This is a genomic window from Rectinema subterraneum (assembly GCA_009768935.1).
Classification (GTDB): Bacteria; Spirochaetota; Spirochaetia; order Treponematales; family Rectinemataceae; genus Rectinema; species Rectinema subterraneum.
Genome location: WESA01000020.1, coordinates 17,388 through 34,863, shown reverse-complemented (window position 1 = coordinate 34,863; position 17,476 = coordinate 17,388). Strand labels below are relative to the sequence as shown.

Below are 17,476 nucleotides of genomic sequence, written 5' to 3'. Positions count from 1 at the left end.
ATGAGGCAGCCGGCTGAATGCTCGCTGAAGCGAAGCAGGCAGTTTGCGCTGTCTGCCAATTATACATTAGAACGCCGCGGCCTGCCCATCACGCCTTGGGTCCGCTCCGCCATAGAGCACGCCCTTGTCGTAGTCGTACACGACCGCGTGTACGCCGCCGAAATAGGCATCCCAATCGCCACGGATAGTGACATCATGACCCAGCTTCTTGATCCCATCCAGTGCGCTGGCCGGGTAGCGCCCTTCGATGTTGAGGGCGCCCGAGGCTCCCTGCCACACGCGAGGAGCCAAAATAGCTTCCTGAATCGGGAATCCAAAATCGATGACATTCGAGATGACCTGGGCTACCGTCGGGAAAATGCGGGTCGCGCCGGGCGAGCCGATCGTCATGAACGAACGTCCTTGCGGATCGAGCACGAGCGTCGGGCTCATGCTGGAGAGTGGGCGCTTTCCGGGTTCGACAGAATTGACCGAGCCAGGAGTGGCCACAAAGTCATCCATCTCGTCGTTCATGATAAAGCCCCAGCCGGGGATCGTAACGCCAGAGCCGAAGAAGTAATTGATAGTCTTGGTCACTGCGACCATATTCCCTTCTTTGTCCATCACGGAGAAGTGGGTGGTCGAGCCTGATTCATACTTCCATGGGTCGCCTGCTGTGACTGGAGCGAGGGGCTTGTTCAGATCGATTCTGGCTGCCTGCTCCTTTGCGTATTCCTTGCTGGTGAGCCCTGCGAGCGGTACTTTGACAAACTCGGTGTCAGCCATGTACTTGGAGCGATCCGCAAAGGTCAGCTTGAGAATTTCGGACCACAGGTGTGCAGACTGTGCAGTCTGGAATCCCAGTTTTTTCACATCGAAGTTTTCGAGAATGTTGAGAATCTCGATGAGGTGCGTGCCGCCAGAGGAAGCAGGCGGTACCGAATATACTTTGTAGCCACGATAGCTTCCTTCAACTGGCTTGCGGATCTTTACTTCATAGTTCGCAAGATCTTCGAGCGTGAGGATCCCGCCGCGTTTCTGGATTTCCTTGACGATGGCTTCGGCAATTTCGCCTTTGTATACGGCGTCAGCTCCTTCCTTTACGATCTTCGCGAGCGTCTTTGCGAGATCGGGATTGTAGATGACATCGCCTACTTCATAAGGAAGCCCGTCTTTCAGGTAAATCTGCGCACCGTTTTCGTACTTGACCAGTTTGCCATAGTTGTCCTTGATAATCGAAGCAAGGTTGACCGTAACCGGAACGCCTGTAAGCGCCCACTGAATGGCGGGCTGGATGATATCCGCGCGGCTCAATTTACCCGAACCGTAGTGCTCGAGCGCATACAGAAGGCCCTTAACCTCGCCGGGAACTCCGACAGCAAGTCCGCCCTCGATGGTCGAGTTCGGAACAACTTTGCCATCAGCACCGAGATACATGGTCGGAGTCGATTTTGACGGTGCCATTTCGCGGAAATCGATGACGACCGGCTCAGTCATGTCTTTCATTTTGATAATCATGAATCCGCCGCCGCCAACGCCGGATGCATTCGGCTCGAGTACGCCGAGAGCAAACCCGGTAGCAACCGCTGCATCAACCGCATTGCCGCCTTTTTTCAGGATATCAATGCCAACCTGGGATGCTTCAGGCTTTGCTGCAGCGACCACTCCATTCGGTCCCGAGGCCGCGCGGCCATAGAGATTGACCGGCAGCTGCGCAGACAGCGCGCTCAGCGCTGCCACGAACAACACAAACACAAACGCAAGTTTTTTCATGTGCGCCTCCATTTATTTTCCTTCAGAAAAATATATGATTTATGTATTTTCTTACAGTTTTATCGTTCTGTCAATCTTGGCGCTAATTGTATGTCAATTGCAACAGGCTTTCCAATGTGTGCGCTTTCGCAAAAGACAAGCGCAAACCGGCGCACACCATCTTCGATCGATTGAAGGACTTGTGGCTCATCCAGGCTCGCTTTTGCATGAACCATGAGGTCATTCGAAAGCTCGCTCTGCATGCGCGCTGCTTCTTCCTTGAGGCGGAATATGGTGTTGGTGAGCAGATTTGCGTTTTCGGACACAATTTCGATTGTATCTGTATGCACAGCAGGCAAAAGGCAATCGGGTGGCGGTGTCGAAATCGACAGTATCCGCTTTTTCGGATCCCATCGAGCTGACCATGCAGAAGGATCCGCGGCCGAAATCACGTACGTTACATCCGCAAGCGCGCTCAGGCGAATTTTGGCCTTGATCTTGAAAATGGCGAGCAGTTTTGCCGTGAATTCCTTCGAGGCGCTGTAGCGCTCTTGTGTTGTCGCGGCTACCAGCATCGACTGCGGCTGGAGTTTTTCAAGATAAATGGTGAATTGCGCACGGACATCAGGCCGCGAATGTTCGATAATGCGCGTAACCGCCACTGTGGCCACCGCCAGAATAATGCTCAAAATAAAAAGCAGAATGACAAGAGAAGAAGGGCGCGTGCGATCCATGGTCAATTTCCCCAGCGTTTCTCCCACTCGCCCACAATCGCAGCAACTTCATTCGCATAGACTGAGCTTATGCGCTCAGGCGAGCCTTTTTCTCTGGAAACCGAATCGAAAGCCTGCTGGGCGATGCGAATAATAGACGCTTGCGCCGCATCCCGCGATAGGGCAAAATCTTCCTTTGCAGAAAGCTGCAGATGGCCTGATTTGACAGCCCATTGTCTGTGCGAATTCCATGAAGCATACCGTTCTTCGGCTTTGTTTTCAGCGCAGAAAGGCTTCCAGAGCGAATAAAAGCGCCCATCTTTCAGGAGCACTGGCTTATAGAGCGAAATGCAGGGGTACGAGCTGTCGGTATGCCATACGAGTGCTCCTCCGGGCAGGTACTCCACAACCATCGAGGCGGTCGTCGCACTCTGCGGGAAAAGGCCCGGATGGACGCAGAGATTTTTCATTCGACTAAGAAATGGCCCGGGTTTTGTCGCTCCTTCGTGGGATCGCAGGAGAGAAAATATTTTTTCAAGTTGCGCCTTCGGCTCGGACTGCGCCTCGTTCTGCGCTTCGGTCTGCGCGCTGCTCGCTCTTTCCGCAGCGATGCGCATGAGCCCACCAAGCGAGCTTGAGCGTCGCTGTTCACCTTTGGTAAAAAAGAGATACTTGCGGTCCTCAACGTGCGCTTTCCAGGAATTGCGCTTGCCCTTGCGGCCGGGGTCTGATTCGTCCGAACACGCTGCGCGCTCATTGACAGGAGCGATTTCCTTGCGAGTCTGCATATCGAGGCGCTTGTAGTCGTCTTCGATGCAGTATGCATTCGAAATCGCATCGGCGACCATTGCGCTTCGCCATGCCCAGCGCTTGCCGGCGGTTTCGATAATGTAAGCTTCCTGGGGATCGGCAGCAAGGAAACTGTTGTTGTAGATAAGCTTGCCTTTATACGCGCCATTCCCGCCCTGCCCATATTTCTCTATAAAAGAAGTAATAAAATCTAGTGCTTCTTTGGCGCTTGCACATGCCGATAGCGCGGCTCTGAGGATATCCATACCCAAAATGCCATGCTCATCGGGCTTGAAGCGCGAAAAAACCGCTTCGTTCCCGATGGAGAGCCCCTGGCTGTTCACGCCCATTTCGCCGCCTGCCATCCATGAGGGCTTCGAAAGAAGCAACGCAAATCCTTTATCTTGGTACTCGACCCCCTCTCTCAACATGACGGTCGAGGGTGCGCGCTCTGAAATGTACAAAAGCGCTTGCGGCTCTTCTGGATGCCTGTCGCTATTCTTTCCAAAAAAGGCTGGCTTGCCAGAGTTGTCCATGAGAATGACAGTATCGCACATGAGGCGGGCTCCTCCTTGGTCTGCAAATGGCGCAGACCAACAAATGAATGGTATATCAACATTAAATATTCACGCAAGCGATAAAGTCTGATATTCTTAAAGCCAATGCGCGTTCTACACAGCCGCCGCCAGAAAGTGGGCCAGTTAGCATCTGCAATGGCCTTTGTTTTGTTGTTGCTGAATGGATATTATACAGGGGCACAGCAAGCCCCTGCACAGAGCGCGTTTCTGGCCCCTCCCCAGAATCCCTCCTCAGTGGGCAATTTTCAGTTTCCTTCCGCCGGAGCTCTGTCCCCTAAGCAGGAGCTTTTGCCTGGCGTTGCTTTTCCGCAGGAATTGAGCGCTGACGCGATCAAAGCATTCCTGGGTCTGCGGGATGATGTCTACAACAATGTTCCGCCCGAAACGATCGATGCCAGGGCAGCCAGCCTCCTTAAAATTGTCGCTGGAGCACCGTTCTCCCATACGGATCGCTCTCTCATGAATGCACGCATCGCGTACCTTGCTGGGCGTTCCTGGAATGACCACAAGAATAAGAAACAAGCTGTTCCCTGGTTCGAGCAGGCGGTTTCGGCTGCGCGCTCAGTCATCGATATTTCTGGCGAAACACCGACTTCGCTGATAGTACTGGCTGAGCCGCTAGGCGAGCTCAGTATTCTCAAAGACCTGGGGTTTCTCCTCGCCAACGGCCCCAAAATCGGCCAGTATGCCAGCAAAGCGCTCGAATCGGACCCGCACAACATCAAAGCCCTATTGCTCAAAGCGAGCGCGCTTGCCTACCCGCCGCCCATTTGGGGCGGAAATTACAAAAAAGCCCTCGAGATGTACGCAGGTATTGTGCTGCTGTGTGAAGGGGGAGTTCAGCGCGATGTGCTCTTCGATCTGCGTGTAGGCATTGCAACCGCGTATGCAAACCTCAAACTGTCCGAACATGCGGCCTGGTGGTTCAGAGCTGCGCTCGAGCTATATCCTGAAAATAATTACGCAAAAAGCGAATTGGAGAAACTATCACAATGAGCATCGCACTATTGACCGCATATGGTATTATCATTTTTGCCGCATGCATTTTCTTCTTTTTTGTGACAGTGTCAAATATTTTCTGGCTGGTGCATACCCAATCCATCGAGCCAAAAGAATCAGGCCCCTCAGTCGCAGTACTTGTACCTGCGCGCAACGAAGCCTTGCGGATACGCCCCTGCCTCGACTCGCTCCTCAAGCAGAACTACCGTTCGTACCAAATCTATGTCATCGACGACAATTCCACCGACGAAACATGGGAAATCCTCAAAAGCTACATGCAGCGCTATCCGCGGAAATTCAAGGCATTCCGAGCTGAGCCCCTGCCGGAAGGCTGGTACGGCAAGCCGCATGCATTGCAGGAGCTTTCTGGTCATGTCGAAGAGGAATATATGCTCTGCACCGATGCAGATACGGTGCACAAGCCGGATTCCATCGGCAGAGCGATAGCCGTTGCAGAGCGATATAAGGCTGATCTCGTCACGGGGTATGTACACCATGTCATGCCTACTTTTGCCGAAGCCTCGGTTGAACCATCGATTTATATTTTGACTATGCTCGCTATGCCGCTTTACCTCATTCCCCTTGTTAAATCATCCAAAATCAGCCATGCCATCGGCCAATTCATGCTGTTCAGACGGGCATTTTTCGAGAAGATTGGCGGCTATGAGCCTGTTCGAAAACAGGCGACCGAAGATGTCAAAATGGCAAACATTGTCAAGCAGCAAGGGGGCAGAATCGCATTCGTTGATTTGAGGATGTCGGTAGAATGCCGCATGTATAACGATTACAGAGGAGCAATACAGGGAATCGCAAAAAATGCCTATGATTATCTCGGCAAAAATACCCTGTTCCTCTTTCTGGGCACGGTTGCGGTGCCGCTTGTCTTTTTTGTGCCGATTATCGTCTGGTTTATAAACATCCCATGGCTCGGGCCGGCTGTTCCCTTCCTCAAGGCTTCGGCAATTCTGACCTTGTACACATGGATTCTTGAGGCAATCGACCGAAGACTGCCGGCATATGTGCCGTTTATCTATCCACTCATTTTTGTAAACGCCCTCTCGGCACTCTGGAGTGGCTACAGGCAGGTTCGCAAAGAAGGCGGTGTCGAGTGGAAAGGCAGAAAGGTCATATGAGATACCGAAAAGGCGCGCCGCTCACAAACGATACTCCTTTTTCGCGTCTCATCTGGGATATTCTCATTGCGCTTATCGCTCTGGTGGGCTGGCCGATCAGCAAAGCTTTCTATCGCATCAAAATAGGGCGGGGCTGCGACGCCACATCAAGCGCAGGCATGGATGAAGGCTCGCCCAGCCGCTTGAATACGCCCAACGCCACGCGCACATCGCCCACAGCGAGCGTGCCGCCCAAGCTTCCCTCCCCTGCAATCCTTGTCAGCAACCACTGCATGCCGCTCGACCCCCTCTTCCATGGGCTTGCAATTTTCCCGCGGCGCACTTTTTTCACCCTCCTCGAAGAGACATGCGAGGCGCCGGTACTGGGGTCCTTTGTACGCTTGCTCGGCGGCATTCCCCTTCCCAGGAACAGAGCTCGATTGAATGATATTGAACAAGCTGTCGCACATGCGCTTTCTACACGCGGTCTCATTCACTTCTATCCTGAGGGCGAGTGCTTCCTCGGTAATCAAAACATCTATCCCTTCAAAGGCGGGGCGTTCTACTTCGCAATAAAATTTGGCGCGCCGGTCGTGCCCATCGTCACCGTGCTCAAAAAGCGCGCAGGACACTCAACGTTCAGGGGACAGAAGTCGAGCCGCATTCAGGTGACGGTGCATGTTTTGAACCCCATCCAGCCGCCTGCTTGCGGAGCCACCGCTCATGAAACCCTTGCCAGGGCCATCAGATTCTCGAATCAGGTCCAAGACCTCATGCAGGCGGAAATCGAACGCTGCAGCGGCGACAAGTCGCTCTACCGCGGGCCTATGCCGCGGATCAAGGGGGTGAATGACTAGAATTCTAGATTCGATTTATATGACGACCATTGGCAACTATATCGAAATACAACGGATCCAGATAATATTTGTTATGCGTCAGTATTTTATTTTCTGAAGAATACAGTGTCTCGCTCAGCAATATGAGCGTATTGGAATCCATTTTTATGTTTATGTTGGAGAACTCCTTCCGATTAGTAATATTGATGTGATTCAGAGAAACAGAAGACAATTCGTAAACCTGCTTCTCCAGAAATGCTTTGACTATTTCAGCATCCTGAATATCTATATTGTGGCTCGAAATTACATCAAGGTCCGAAAAGGCGAAACAGCATGCGATCAGGCGGGGGCCAGACCTGTACCAGCGATCTGAAGCCATAACCACTTTGCTTTTCTCGTATCCAAAAAGCTTCATGACATATTCACTGGCTGCTTCAAATCGCATATCAATATTGATTTCATCAACAGGAACTGTCGTGAAGGCTTTGACGGGATTCGCGATATTTTCCAGTCCTGCCAGATTTCTTGGCGCAAGATTTGCAATAAAATTCCCTTTGCCATGAATCCTGTGAATCACCCCGTCTTCCGTCATTAGGACAAGCGCCTGTCTTAGTGTAGTCCGGCTTACCCCCAATTCCGATGCGAGGCTGTTTTCACCAGGCAGCCTGTCTCCTTCATGAAAATTCCTCTCCTCAATGAATTGAAAAAGCTTTTCATAGATTTCGACATACAGCGGTTTTTTTGTTTCCCTGAACTTGAGGGATTCTTCATTGTTCATGACGCAGCCAGTCCTTACATACGAACATCAGATTTTTTTCTCTGCTCATTTCTGTAAATTGCCTCCAGCACAACCCTGATTTCAAGATCCCATGCTTCCGCGAGCTTGTAATTTTCCGTGGTATAAATGACTTCGCCTGTTGTCAGATTGCCCGAAGCGCCGCATATGCACGCAGTCACGACATCACGCAAGTGGCCGATTGTAAAAAGGGCCGATGCTTCCATTTCGATATTCTGAATCTTAAGATCCTGAAGCTTCTTGATGAACTCCGGCGTCTCTCCATAAAAAGCGTCATCGGTACTGCTTATACCAGCAAATACTCTTTTATCGCTGCCGGATGTCATTTCCTTTGCTACATCAATCAGCAAATGAGTGAATTCAAAATCGGGGACAGCAGGGAAATTCTCCGGAACATAGAATTTCGAAGTGCCTTCGTTTTTCATCGCGGCAGTGGTAATGAGAAGATCTCCGATTTTGATATCCGGCCTCAATGCGGCTGAACTCCCGATACGGATCAGATGTCTGGCGCCTATATGAATGAGCTCTTCTGCTGCTATTGCGGTAGAAGGGCAGCCCATTCCTGTGGAAGTAACGCTGACTTTTATGCCTTTGTAATAGCCGGTGAAAGTTCGATGTTCCCTGTGGTTTGCCATCAGTTTCGCATCATCGAGGTATTTGGCTACTCTGTCACTTCGCGCAGGATCGCCCGGCAAAAGCACATATTCCCCGATATCTCCTACATTCAGCTCAATGTGGTATTGCTTTGTGTTTTTTGTAATCGCATTCTTATCCAGAGCCATTTGGCATCTCCTCTCTCATATTCTGTTCGTCATTATACAATGACGAAAATACATATCTGCATCAGTCCCCGGTCAGTCCCGCTTTTTTGCGAAGCTGCTCCGAGATATCAGCCGTATTGTGCAAAACAGAATGAACATCGAGTGTCAGGATTTCTCTGTCCTTCATGAGCCATGTCCCCTGCACCATCGCATCGGTTACGTCCTTTCCCGAGGCACAATATACAAGCATCGTATAGAGCATCTGTATCGAATCGGTATGGAGCGGCTGCAGATGAGGCTGCTGTATATCGAGCGCGATAAGGTCGGCCTGTTTTCCGGCTTCAAGCGTACCGATAACAGAATCCAGACCCAATGCTTTTGCTCCTTCAATAGTCACAAGCCGGACAGCGTCAAATACCGAAAAGAAAGCAGGATCATTTTCCTTCTGTTTTTGAATCAGCACGGCCAATTTCAGGTCCTGCAGCAAATCCAGGGTGTTGTTGCTCTGGGCGCCATCTGTCCCCAGCGATATCTGTACACCTGCAGTTTTCAGTTTCAAATATGGCATAATCCCCGAAACCAGCTTCAGATTGCTTACGGGATTGTAGCTTACATGCACATTATGGTTCCTAAAAACTGCAATATCTTCATCTGACAAATAAATGCAATGCGCTGCCAGAGTCGGGCAGCTGAAAACTCCGAGACTCTCGAGCCATTTCGTGGGGCTTTCCCCTTTTTCTGCAAAACTTTTCCGATTTTCTGTTTTTGTTTCCGAGATATGTGTGTGAATCAGCGTATGCGTTGCCTGCGACAATGCAACAATGCTTCGCCACTGTTCAGCCGAGACACTGTAAGGGGCATGGGGACCCAATCCTGGAGTAATCAGCGGATTTCTGCCTTTCCATGCCGCAATAAAATCTGCCGCAGTCTGCACTGTCTGCCCACGTTCGCTTTTTCCGTTTTCAAATATGCTTGAACAGAGAAAAGCCCTCAATCCACTTTTTTCGACAGCCCTTGCTACCGCATCGGCAAAATAGAACTGATCGGCAAACGTTGTGACGCCGCTCGAAATGAATTCCAGGCACGTATGCAGCGCGGCATAGTATGCGTGCTCTTCCGTCATGTGTGATTCAGCTGGCCACATAATGTCATTGAGCCAAACCTGTAGCGGTACATCTTCTCCGAAATTGCGGAATAAGGGGGAATGAGAATGCACATGCGTGTTGATCAAACCGGGCATTATGAGCTTTCCACGCATATCGAGTACTGAATCTTCAGGATGTATCCCAGGATGCTGCGCATCTTCGCCGACAAAGATCAATTTTTCATGTTCGATGACAATACATCCATCAGGGTAATAGGCATCGCAGTCATCAATGGTGAGTACAATGCCATGGCGCAGAAATATGCGGCTCATTCGAGAACTCCCAGCTTTGCCGGCGCTCTCGTCTTTCTTCCCACGCCGACAAGCACAAGCAAAGTGATGACATAGGGAATAATCTGGCTGATCTGGTCCGGGAAATGTACTGCAGAGAACTGGAAACGCAATGCCTGGGCAAACGCAAACAGCAAACTCGCCAGCAATGAGCCCATAGGATTCCATCCACCAAGAATATTGGCGGCTATTGCGATGAATCCCCTTCCGGCCACCATATTGCTCACAAACAGATTGCTGTGCACAATGGAAAGATAGGCTCCGCCAAGTGCCGCCAGAGAGCTGCCGACGACAATTGCCCCTGTACGATACCTGGCTACAGGTATGCCAGCAGTTGCTGCAGCAAGCGGATTTTCTCCAATGGCCTGCAGCCGAAGGCCGATTTTCGTTCTCCACATTCCATACGAGCACGCAAGCGCTATTAAGAGGGTAAGCAGAATGAAAGGTGACTGATCAGTGAAAAAAGCTCCTATCACGGGAATATTGCGTAAAAATGGAACGGAATATGTGGACATTTGAGTGACGATTCCTGAAATTCCCTCTTTTTTCCATATGAACTTTACTATGACGACAGTCAGACCGCTTGCGATTATATTCAAACCAATGCCGATCACTGATTGGTTTGCTTCGAATTTCAGGACAAAAAACGCATACAGAACACCAATCGCGATGCCCGTGATTAGCGCCAGCAATATGCCCATCCATGCATTGCTGAATACATATGACCCTACCGCGCCGCCAAGTGCCCCCAAAAGCATTATTCCCTCAATACCGAGATTGATTATCCCGGCTCTTTCAGATATGGAAACCCCAATCGAAGCAAGCGCAATCGGTACCGCTAACCTGAACGTCATCGTTAACATATTCACAACAAACATCATTGTTGCCATATTCTTTATGACCTCCGTTTGCCGAATGCAAATCTGATAATGTTCGGAGTTGCGATAAATACAATCACCAGACCCTGGATTACATTATTTATGTTCGCGGATATGCCTGCCATCATGCTCATCTGCATAGCGCCGGCTTGCAGGCTACCGAACAATAGCGACGCGAGAATAATTCCGATGGGAGTGCTCTGCCCGATAAACGCGATTGCAATGCCGGTAAATCCGATACCAGAAGAAAAACCGTCAATGAATCTTCCATATGTGCCAAATACTTCAAAAATGCCAGCCATCGCCGCCAAGGCACCTGAAAGTGCCATAATGAGAACAGTGTTTCTTGCTACATAGATGCCGCCTGTCGCAGCCGAGTGCAAATTATTGCCCATGGCCTTCACTTCAAAGCCAAATACAGTCCTTTTCATGACAAAGCCATATAGGACGCACATGATCAAGGCAATATACAGGCTTGTGGTCAATTGCGTATTCGGTATGATTTTGGGTAGTTGAAGATTCAAAGGCAAGATTTCAGTCTGCGGAGTCATGCTTTTGGCAGCAATGAACGGGCCGTTTACAAAATAGGAAGTCATGAGCTGGGCTATGTAATTCATCATTATGGCTACAATGACTTCATTGATGTTCAGTTTGGCTTTTATAAGTCCGATTGTGCCGCCCCATAAAAAACCGCCTGCCATTCCACTCAATACGGCGACAGGCAATGTAATGAAAGCCGGAATTGTGTGCGACAGCAGCAAGCCGGTTATTGCAGCTACAAATCCTCCGATATAAATCTGTCCTTCACCGCCGATATTGAATAAGCCACCCTGAAGAGCAAATCCCACCGCAAGCCCCACAAATATAAGCGGCACGCTTTTGCTCAAGGTCAAAGAAAGCGAATACGAAGAACCAAAAGCTCCTTCAAATAGTGCTTTATACGCTTCGATCGGATTATAGCCGAGGATGAGCATGATGACCGCAACAAGCAGGAAGGATAGCAAGATTGCAACAAGAGAAAACCCCACATCTTCCAGATACTTCCGATTTCTTGTCATTCGGGTCTCTCCCCTGCCATGAAAAGCCCTAATTGCTCTATGGTAACTTCTCCCGCTTTGCGTTGAGCGATAAGTTCGCCTTTATACAGCACCCCAATGGTGTCGCTCATTTCCATGATTTCAGAAAGTTCCGTAGAAATGAGTAAAATTGCCTTCCCTCTGTCGCGCAATTGCAGCAATTGACGATGAATTGCATCGATTGCGCCAATATCCAGGCCTCGAACGGGCTGCACTGCAACCAGCAGCAAAGGATTAAGGCCAGCTTCTCGGCTGAAGACGATTTTCTGCTGATTGCCCCCCGAAAGCTGTGAAATGGGCTGCTCCAGAGCGGAAATTTTAATGGAATATTGGTTGACCATGTTGTCGGCATGCTTTTTCAGAACATTGAATCGCAATATGCCAAAATGAGAAAACATGCTGTTGTGCTGGAATCCAAGAAGATAGTTGTCAATGATCGGCATACCCGGCAAAATTGCATTCTGAAGTCTGTCAGAAGGTATGAGAGCTATCCCTTTTGCTTTTCGTTTCGCTGCTGGCATAGCGGTAATATCTTCTCCATTAAAAATTATCCGACCAGACAAGGGCTTCGCTGTCCCTGCCAAAATGCCTTCAAGCTCCTGCTGGCCGTTTCCGTCAACGCCCGCAATGCCGTATATCTCCCCTTGCCGGACTTGCAGAGAAATGGTCGCATGCGATGCTGCCAGCACCTTCAATTGCCGAAGTTCCAGCACAGGCTTACCCGGCTTGAAGGTACTTTTAACAATGTCGAAATCTATTGCATACCCAACCATCATTGTTGCGAGAATTTTCGGTGTAACCTCTTCAGTACGAAGTGAACCGATTATCTTGCCATTACGTAGTACAGTGACTCGATCAGAAAGCACCATGGTTTCATGCAATTTATGGGTAATGAAAATAATTGTTTTACCCTGTTTTCGCATGTCATCGAGAATACGGAACAGTACATCTACTTCCTGAGGGGTTAGAACCGCAGTCGGTTCATCTAGAATAACAATATCTGCCCCACGATAGAGTGCTTTGAAAATTTCTACTCTTTGCTTTTCTCCAACGCTGAGGACCGAAATCGGTTTATCCAGATCAAAATCAAAATGATACAATCTTTCCAGCTCATCGATTCGTGATCTATTTTCAGCATAATCGATTGCAAATCTGCCGGCTTCATTCCCGAGGATGATATTCTGCAAGACAGTCATCGACTCAATAAGCATGAAATGCTGATGTACCATACCGATATGGTATTGCTGCGCAATTTTGGGATTCGCAATGTGAACCGCTTTCCCGTGGATATATATTTCTCCCGCATCAGCGTGATATAGCCCATACAGAATATTCATGAGAGTAGATTTGCCCGCACCATTTTCACCGAGAAGACAATGTACTTCCCCCGCGTCAACCTCAAAATCCACATGATCAAGCGCTTTGAGCCTGTCGAAGGCTTTGCTTATCTGCTTCATCAGTATCGCCGGCATTTGTTACCTCATTTATAAAAAAACTGCGGGAAGGGGAGAATCCCGCAGTATTTTCTCGCTACAAGCTGCAGGCCTTATTTATATGTATTCGCTTTCAAAAACGCTTCCACTTTGGCATGTGTGTCAGGAGCAGTCAATTTCCCATCAATAATTGACTGCTTTATATCATTGACAGCCTTGAGAATTTTTGGATCAATAGTAACCTTGCTTCCTTCGACGGTGTAATCGATGCCACCATCAGCCAGGCCTAGTATGACCGTCTTGCCTGTCTTCAGATTGCCCTGCTTAGCCGCTACTGCAATTTTGTATGCTGCGGTATCGACTCTTTTGAGCATGCTTGCAATGATATGATTGGGGTCTATGGGATTCTGATTCGAATTCACGCCGATAGCATAGAAATTCTTTTCCTTGGCAGCCTGGAAAACACCAAGACCCGAACCGCCTGCGGCGTGATAAATGATATCCGCTCCCTGGTTGAACTGTTTCAGAGCGATTTCCTTTGCCGTAGTAATATCGCTGAACGGAGCATTGCCACCAATATAGTTCGCAATCACTTTGACCGAAGAATTCACATAGCGGGCGCCCGCCTCATACCCTGCATAGAATTTATCGAGCAAGGGAATATCAAGCGCGGCGATGAAGCCGATGGTTGGATTCTTCGCTGTGTTTGCTTTTTTGAGAAAGCCGGCAAGTGCACCAACCAGGAAGGAGCCTTCTTCTTCCTTGGAAACATAACTGACCACATTCGGCAAATTCAGACTTTCATCAATAATGGCGAATTTCTGGCCGGGAAATTGAGGCGCAACCTTGGTAAGCGGGTCGACCTGGTCGTACCCGACCGAAATGATGACGCTGTAGGTCTTCATTGAAGCCATTTTCCGCAGATAGGTTTCGAAATCTGAAATCGATTGTGGCTCAACATAATCGAACTGAATACCAAGCTCTTTTTGCGCTTTCTGAAGACCCGCATAGACGAGATCATTGAAAGAGAGATCCCCCAGACCACCGACACCAAGAATGCATCCAACCCGAGTCGGCGAAGAAGATTGCGCAAATGTAAAACCACTCGCAGCGACCAGCAACACAACCGCGAATATGCCTATTCTTCTCATACCATCGTGCTCCTTTGGCTTGTTAGACGTTCTATCGAACTTGTTATACAAGCTTAGCAAGAATTATACGACTGCTCCTTCGGAATTGTCAATCAAAATTTACTGAAAACTTGAAATGCTATGTATCAACCTTAGGCTCAAGAGCAGCACAGCTCCCGCTCTACAAAAACAATTTCACCGACATTGTGAGCACATTCTTCCACTGCGGGGCGGAAACTGGCCTGCCTGCGCCTGTCCCATCCTCCCACCAGGTGTAGGATAGCCCATAACCCGCGCTGAGCTCGAAGGGGATCGAAGCGCCAAGAAGCTTTGGCGGCTGGGTCGGCTTCCAGCTTACATTGATTGTGCCGATATGGTTGTAGTCGTAGATGCCATCGTGGAGGAAATTCTTATTGTAGGAATATAATTGATTATAATCCATGTATTTGTTGACATCGCCAAAAATTTCCGGCAAGTGGTTATCCCAGTCCGCCTGCGGATTGTCCCCATGCCGCACAAAGCGGTATTTGAGCCCCACACGCCAGCCTGGCGCGGGCATCGCTTCAAGATTGACCAAAAATTCGTCTGAGTTTGGCGGAAGGTAATAGCCGAGGTTCTCCCCATCCTGCGTATACGAAGTATCCACGCGCAGCCTGTAATCCGGGTACCAGGTCGCATAGTGCGAGTACACGAAAGGCTCGATCTTGGTGTACTGTGCCGTGACGGTCGCGAAGGACAGCCCGGGAATCGGCACCTTCACGCCGCCCTGCAGGGCGAACATGTTGCGCACTTTGGTGAAGAGCTCCGAAAGGTTCGTGATTTCCATCTCATCCGCATAGAACGACGCATAGAACTTGCCGATCCGCGGCACGAGAATCTGCCCGTCCACCTGCACACCGAGATTGTCGACATCGGCGAGCTGGTTCTGGTACATCACCGAGAACAAAAGCGGCGAGAAATACCCGAGTTCGAAGCGCTTTGCGCCCACCAGCGTGCTCGTCGCAGAAATCGTCAGCCAGTCGAATGGGAAGAGCTCCATGCGCTGGAGGCCGAGCATCTTTTGGTAGGAAAGGGCTGAGAATACGGGCGTATCAAGATTGTTTATTAAGCCATCACCATTGGTATCAGCAATTAATGATGTTATTGTGCTCTTCTCATTCTCTCCCTTCTCCCAATTCGTGAGCGAGCCCACGAGCCCCGAAATTGCAAAGAACTTCGAGGGGCGAAACACCGTCTCGAAGCCCACGAAGGGCCGCGCCGTCCCCGAGAGCGAGAACGAACCCGAGCCGATGCCCCAATCCCGCCTGAAGCGCGAAAGCCGCACCATCAGCGAGCCCGAATCGGTCTCCGCAGCGATATCTTCGCGGATATCGTAGCTCGCCGTGGGATAGTCGAGCGTGCCATCTGAATAGCGAGGCGTCCCAAGCCAGATATGGCCCGCATCCCACTCTTTCGTAAATTCGTATGGCAAATATAAATTTTTCTCGATTTTGTCGAAGGTGAAGCCCGCCTCGCCCTTCATCGAGAGCCATGGCAGCGGCTCGCCCGCCAAATACGGCACCCATCGCGAATTGATATGCCACAGGTCCTTGAGCGCCGTCGCACCCGAACCATCCATCAAATCGACAAGCTCGCCAACACCGAAGCGAGTTGTTGCCTCGACACGGATTCCAGCCCGCGCTGTACCAGCGGCATCCTGCCAGAGCGCCTGCTCAACGCCTTTGCCGGCCTTGAATTCTTTGGCATAGTGCTGGATCAGTGCCTGTTCAGATGGTGAAAATGCCTCCATGTGCCCCAGCATCTGAGCCAGGAGCTCGGCCACCTGCTGGCTTGTGTAGGGTTTCACCGAAGAGAGCCTCGTGACCACCCCGCGCAGCTCTGCGGTTTCAATGACTGAATACACCGGGTGCCCCAGATCCACCGCCAGGTGCCCTTGGGCAAATGCAGTTCCTGACCCGCCTGCAATCAAAAAGAGAAGCGCAACAAGCATAGCTGTGCGTCCAAAGCCTGCTGCAACGCGCTTATTGAAATTTCTTGTGCAGCCTCGCGCCTGATTTGCTTTCTTTTTGCTCATTGTTTCACCTTGAAGATCATTCTACCATTGATAAACGAATATTCCAGCCGTCCCTGATTGGAAAGCCAGGACAAATACGAACGAATCGTCGATCCAACCAGCACATGCTGATTATCGTCGAGCGAGATGCCATAGTGCGCGCATACCCCGGCGAAGATATCTTCCAGAGAGTGACCGCCAGATTCCCGTACATCTTGGCCGCCTGCGCACAACCCCACAATTACATCAGCTATCTCGTTAATTTTGCGCCGGTTGAGCTCCACAAGCGGTCGTATGTCCTGCGTTGGCTCGGCGTGCGAGGGCACAAACCAGTCCGCCTCGATTGTTTCAAGCATCGCGAGCGTCTCGAGCTCAGCAGCGAGATCATAGAAAAAGAAAATGTGGTACTTCTCGAGAATCGGCTTGCCTGCGAGCGCATCTGCAGCGAAAAATACCCTGTCGGGCGTCATCACCCCGACCATGCCAAAATAGTGGCCTGGCAAGGAAACGATACGGCATTCTGACTGCGGATCGCTTTGGGACTCTGGTTCTGCGCGAGGGGCTGGCTCCCCGCTGACAACTCCCTCAGGAAGCGCCCGCACCTGAACTTGGCCCTTAAAAAGCGTGCGCATTTGAATCTGCCCCTCGGCATCAAGAGAGAGCGCACAGGGCGGATTCAGAATATGCGTCGCCCGCGAAACAGGCGCCATAAGAAACTTGTTTTTCAATGCTTTTTGAGGGTAGCCGCCGGCCAGGAACGAAGTCTCGAGCAGAGGATAGCCGAGAAATGCTGCCTCGGCCTCGGTCGCGCAGACCGCGCAGCCAATTCGAGCCTGCAAAAACGCATTCCCTCCGCAGTGGTCCGCGTTCGAATGCGTGTTGATGATTCCAGCCAAATGCACGCCAAGCCGCTCACACTCGCGCAGAATCCGCCTACCCGCATCCGCATCGCCGCCGGAATCTATGAGGAAGGCACGCGATCCGCCGTGGGCCTGCGACGCAGCTTTTCCCGACTGGGCTTCGATCGGCACGCCTTCTGCCAGCACACTTTCACCCGGCACACCCTCACGCCTGCAAATATAGAGCCCAATATTGGTCGGGCCTCGCGCGACGAACGTATTCCCCGCAAGGCGCTCAAAATTGATAGCCATATTGT

General features: G+C 50.5%; 15 protein-coding genes. 3 read left to right on the top strand and 12 right to left on the bottom strand.

Annotated features, from left to right (window positions below; all coding sequences use genetic code 11):
* Positions 1-66 precede the first annotated feature (66 nt).
* From ggt to GAP13_RS06740, 3 genes are read right to left on the bottom strand one after another with little or no spacing between them, the layout of a single operon-like run.
* Positions 67-1,752 (bottom strand): gamma-glutamyltransferase, encoded by a 1,686-nt coding sequence (gene ggt, locus GAP13_RS06750; protein ID WP_158907483.1) that lies wholly within the window; start codon positions 1,750-1,752, stop codon positions 67-69.
* A 59-nt stretch (positions 1,753-1,811) separates the two neighbouring features.
* Positions 1,812-2,465 carry a hypothetical protein gene (locus GAP13_RS06745; RefSeq protein WP_158907481.1) on the bottom strand — a complete coding sequence of 218 codons (654 nt, stop codon included), beginning with the start codon at positions 2,463-2,465 and terminating at the stop codon, positions 1,812-1,814.
* A gap of 2 nt (positions 2,466-2,467) precedes the next feature.
* The gene (locus tag GAP13_RS06740; protein ID WP_158907479.1) at positions 2,468-3,790 is read right to left on the bottom strand and encodes a carcinine hydrolase/isopenicillin-N N-acyltransferase family protein; all 1,323 of its coding nucleotides are present in this window, start codon (positions 3,788-3,790) and stop codon (positions 2,468-2,470) included.
* 105 nt (positions 3,791-3,895) lie between these two features.
* On the opposite strand from GAP13_RS06740, the gene GAP13_RS06735 reads away from it, so the two are divergent.
* Genes GAP13_RS06735 through GAP13_RS06725 form a run of 3 tightly spaced genes read left to right on the top strand, consistent with a single transcriptional unit; the run spans position 3,896 to position 6,779 of the window.
* Entirely contained in the window at positions 3,896-4,807 is a 912-nt protein-coding gene (locus tag GAP13_RS06735; protein ID WP_158907477.1) for a hypothetical protein, read from the top strand.
* Positions 4,804-5,943 carry a glycosyltransferase family 2 protein gene (locus GAP13_RS06730; protein ID WP_158907475.1) on the top strand — a complete coding sequence of 380 codons (1,140 nt, stop codon included), beginning with the start codon at positions 4,804-4,806 and terminating at the stop codon, positions 5,941-5,943. The genes GAP13_RS06735 and GAP13_RS06730 overlap by 4 nt, the downstream gene beginning before the upstream one ends.
* Complete coding sequence (locus GAP13_RS06725; protein ID WP_158907472.1) at positions 5,940-6,779, top strand: lysophospholipid acyltransferase family protein; 840 nt, start codon at positions 5,940-5,942, stop codon at positions 6,777-6,779. Before GAP13_RS06730 ends, GAP13_RS06725 begins: the two co-directional genes overlap by 4 nt.
* A 4-nt stretch (positions 6,780-6,783) precedes the next feature.
* Here the strand turns inward: GAP13_RS06725 and GAP13_RS06720 are convergent, their stop codons facing one another.
* From GAP13_RS06720 to GAP13_RS06680, 9 genes are all read right to left on the bottom strand, one after another.
* Positions 6,784-7,536, bottom strand: coding sequence for a GntR family transcriptional regulator (locus GAP13_RS06720; protein WP_158907470.1), 753 nt, complete (start codon positions 7,534-7,536; stop codon positions 6,784-6,786).
* A gap of 14 nt (positions 7,537-7,550) precedes the next feature.
* Complete coding sequence (locus tag GAP13_RS06715) at positions 7,551-8,336, bottom strand: nucleoside phosphorylase (RefSeq protein WP_158907468.1); 786 nt, start codon at positions 8,334-8,336, stop codon at positions 7,551-7,553.
* Positions 8,337-8,397: 61 nt separating this feature from the next.
* The gene (locus GAP13_RS06710) at positions 8,398-9,732 is read right to left on the bottom strand and encodes an amidohydrolase family protein (protein ID WP_158907466.1); all 1,335 of its coding nucleotides are present in this window, start codon (positions 9,730-9,732) and stop codon (positions 8,398-8,400) included.
* A complete protein-coding gene (locus GAP13_RS06705; protein ID WP_222126174.1) occupies positions 9,729-10,640 on the bottom strand; it encodes an ABC transporter permease in 912 nt (303 codons plus the stop codon). The genes GAP13_RS06710 and GAP13_RS06705 overlap by 4 nt, the downstream gene beginning before the upstream one ends.
* Before the next feature lie 5 nt (positions 10,641-10,645).
* The gene (locus GAP13_RS06700) at positions 10,646-11,686 is read right to left on the bottom strand and encodes an ABC transporter permease (RefSeq protein ID WP_158907464.1); all 1,041 of its coding nucleotides are present in this window, start codon (positions 11,684-11,686) and stop codon (positions 10,646-10,648) included.
* Positions 11,683-13,113, bottom strand: coding sequence for an ABC transporter ATP-binding protein (locus tag GAP13_RS06695; protein ID WP_222126173.1), 1,431 nt, complete (start codon positions 13,111-13,113; stop codon positions 11,683-11,685). The genes GAP13_RS06700 and GAP13_RS06695 overlap by 4 nt, the downstream gene beginning before the upstream one ends.
* A gap of 137 nt (positions 13,114-13,250) precedes the next feature.
* Positions 13,251-14,288, bottom strand: a complete 1,038-nt coding sequence (locus GAP13_RS06690) for a BMP family lipoprotein (protein WP_158907460.1) — start codon at positions 14,286-14,288, stop codon at positions 13,251-13,253.
* Positions 14,289-14,448: 160 nt separating this feature from the next.
* Entirely contained in the window at positions 14,449-16,341 is a 1,893-nt protein-coding gene (locus GAP13_RS06685; RefSeq protein WP_158907458.1) for a hypothetical protein, read from the bottom strand.
* Positions 16,338-17,471 (bottom strand): MBL fold metallo-hydrolase, encoded by a 1,134-nt coding sequence (locus GAP13_RS06680; protein ID WP_158907456.1) that lies wholly within the window; start codon positions 17,469-17,471, stop codon positions 16,338-16,340. Before GAP13_RS06680 ends, GAP13_RS06685 begins: the two co-directional genes overlap by 4 nt.
* Positions 17,472-17,476 lie beyond the last annotated feature (5 nt).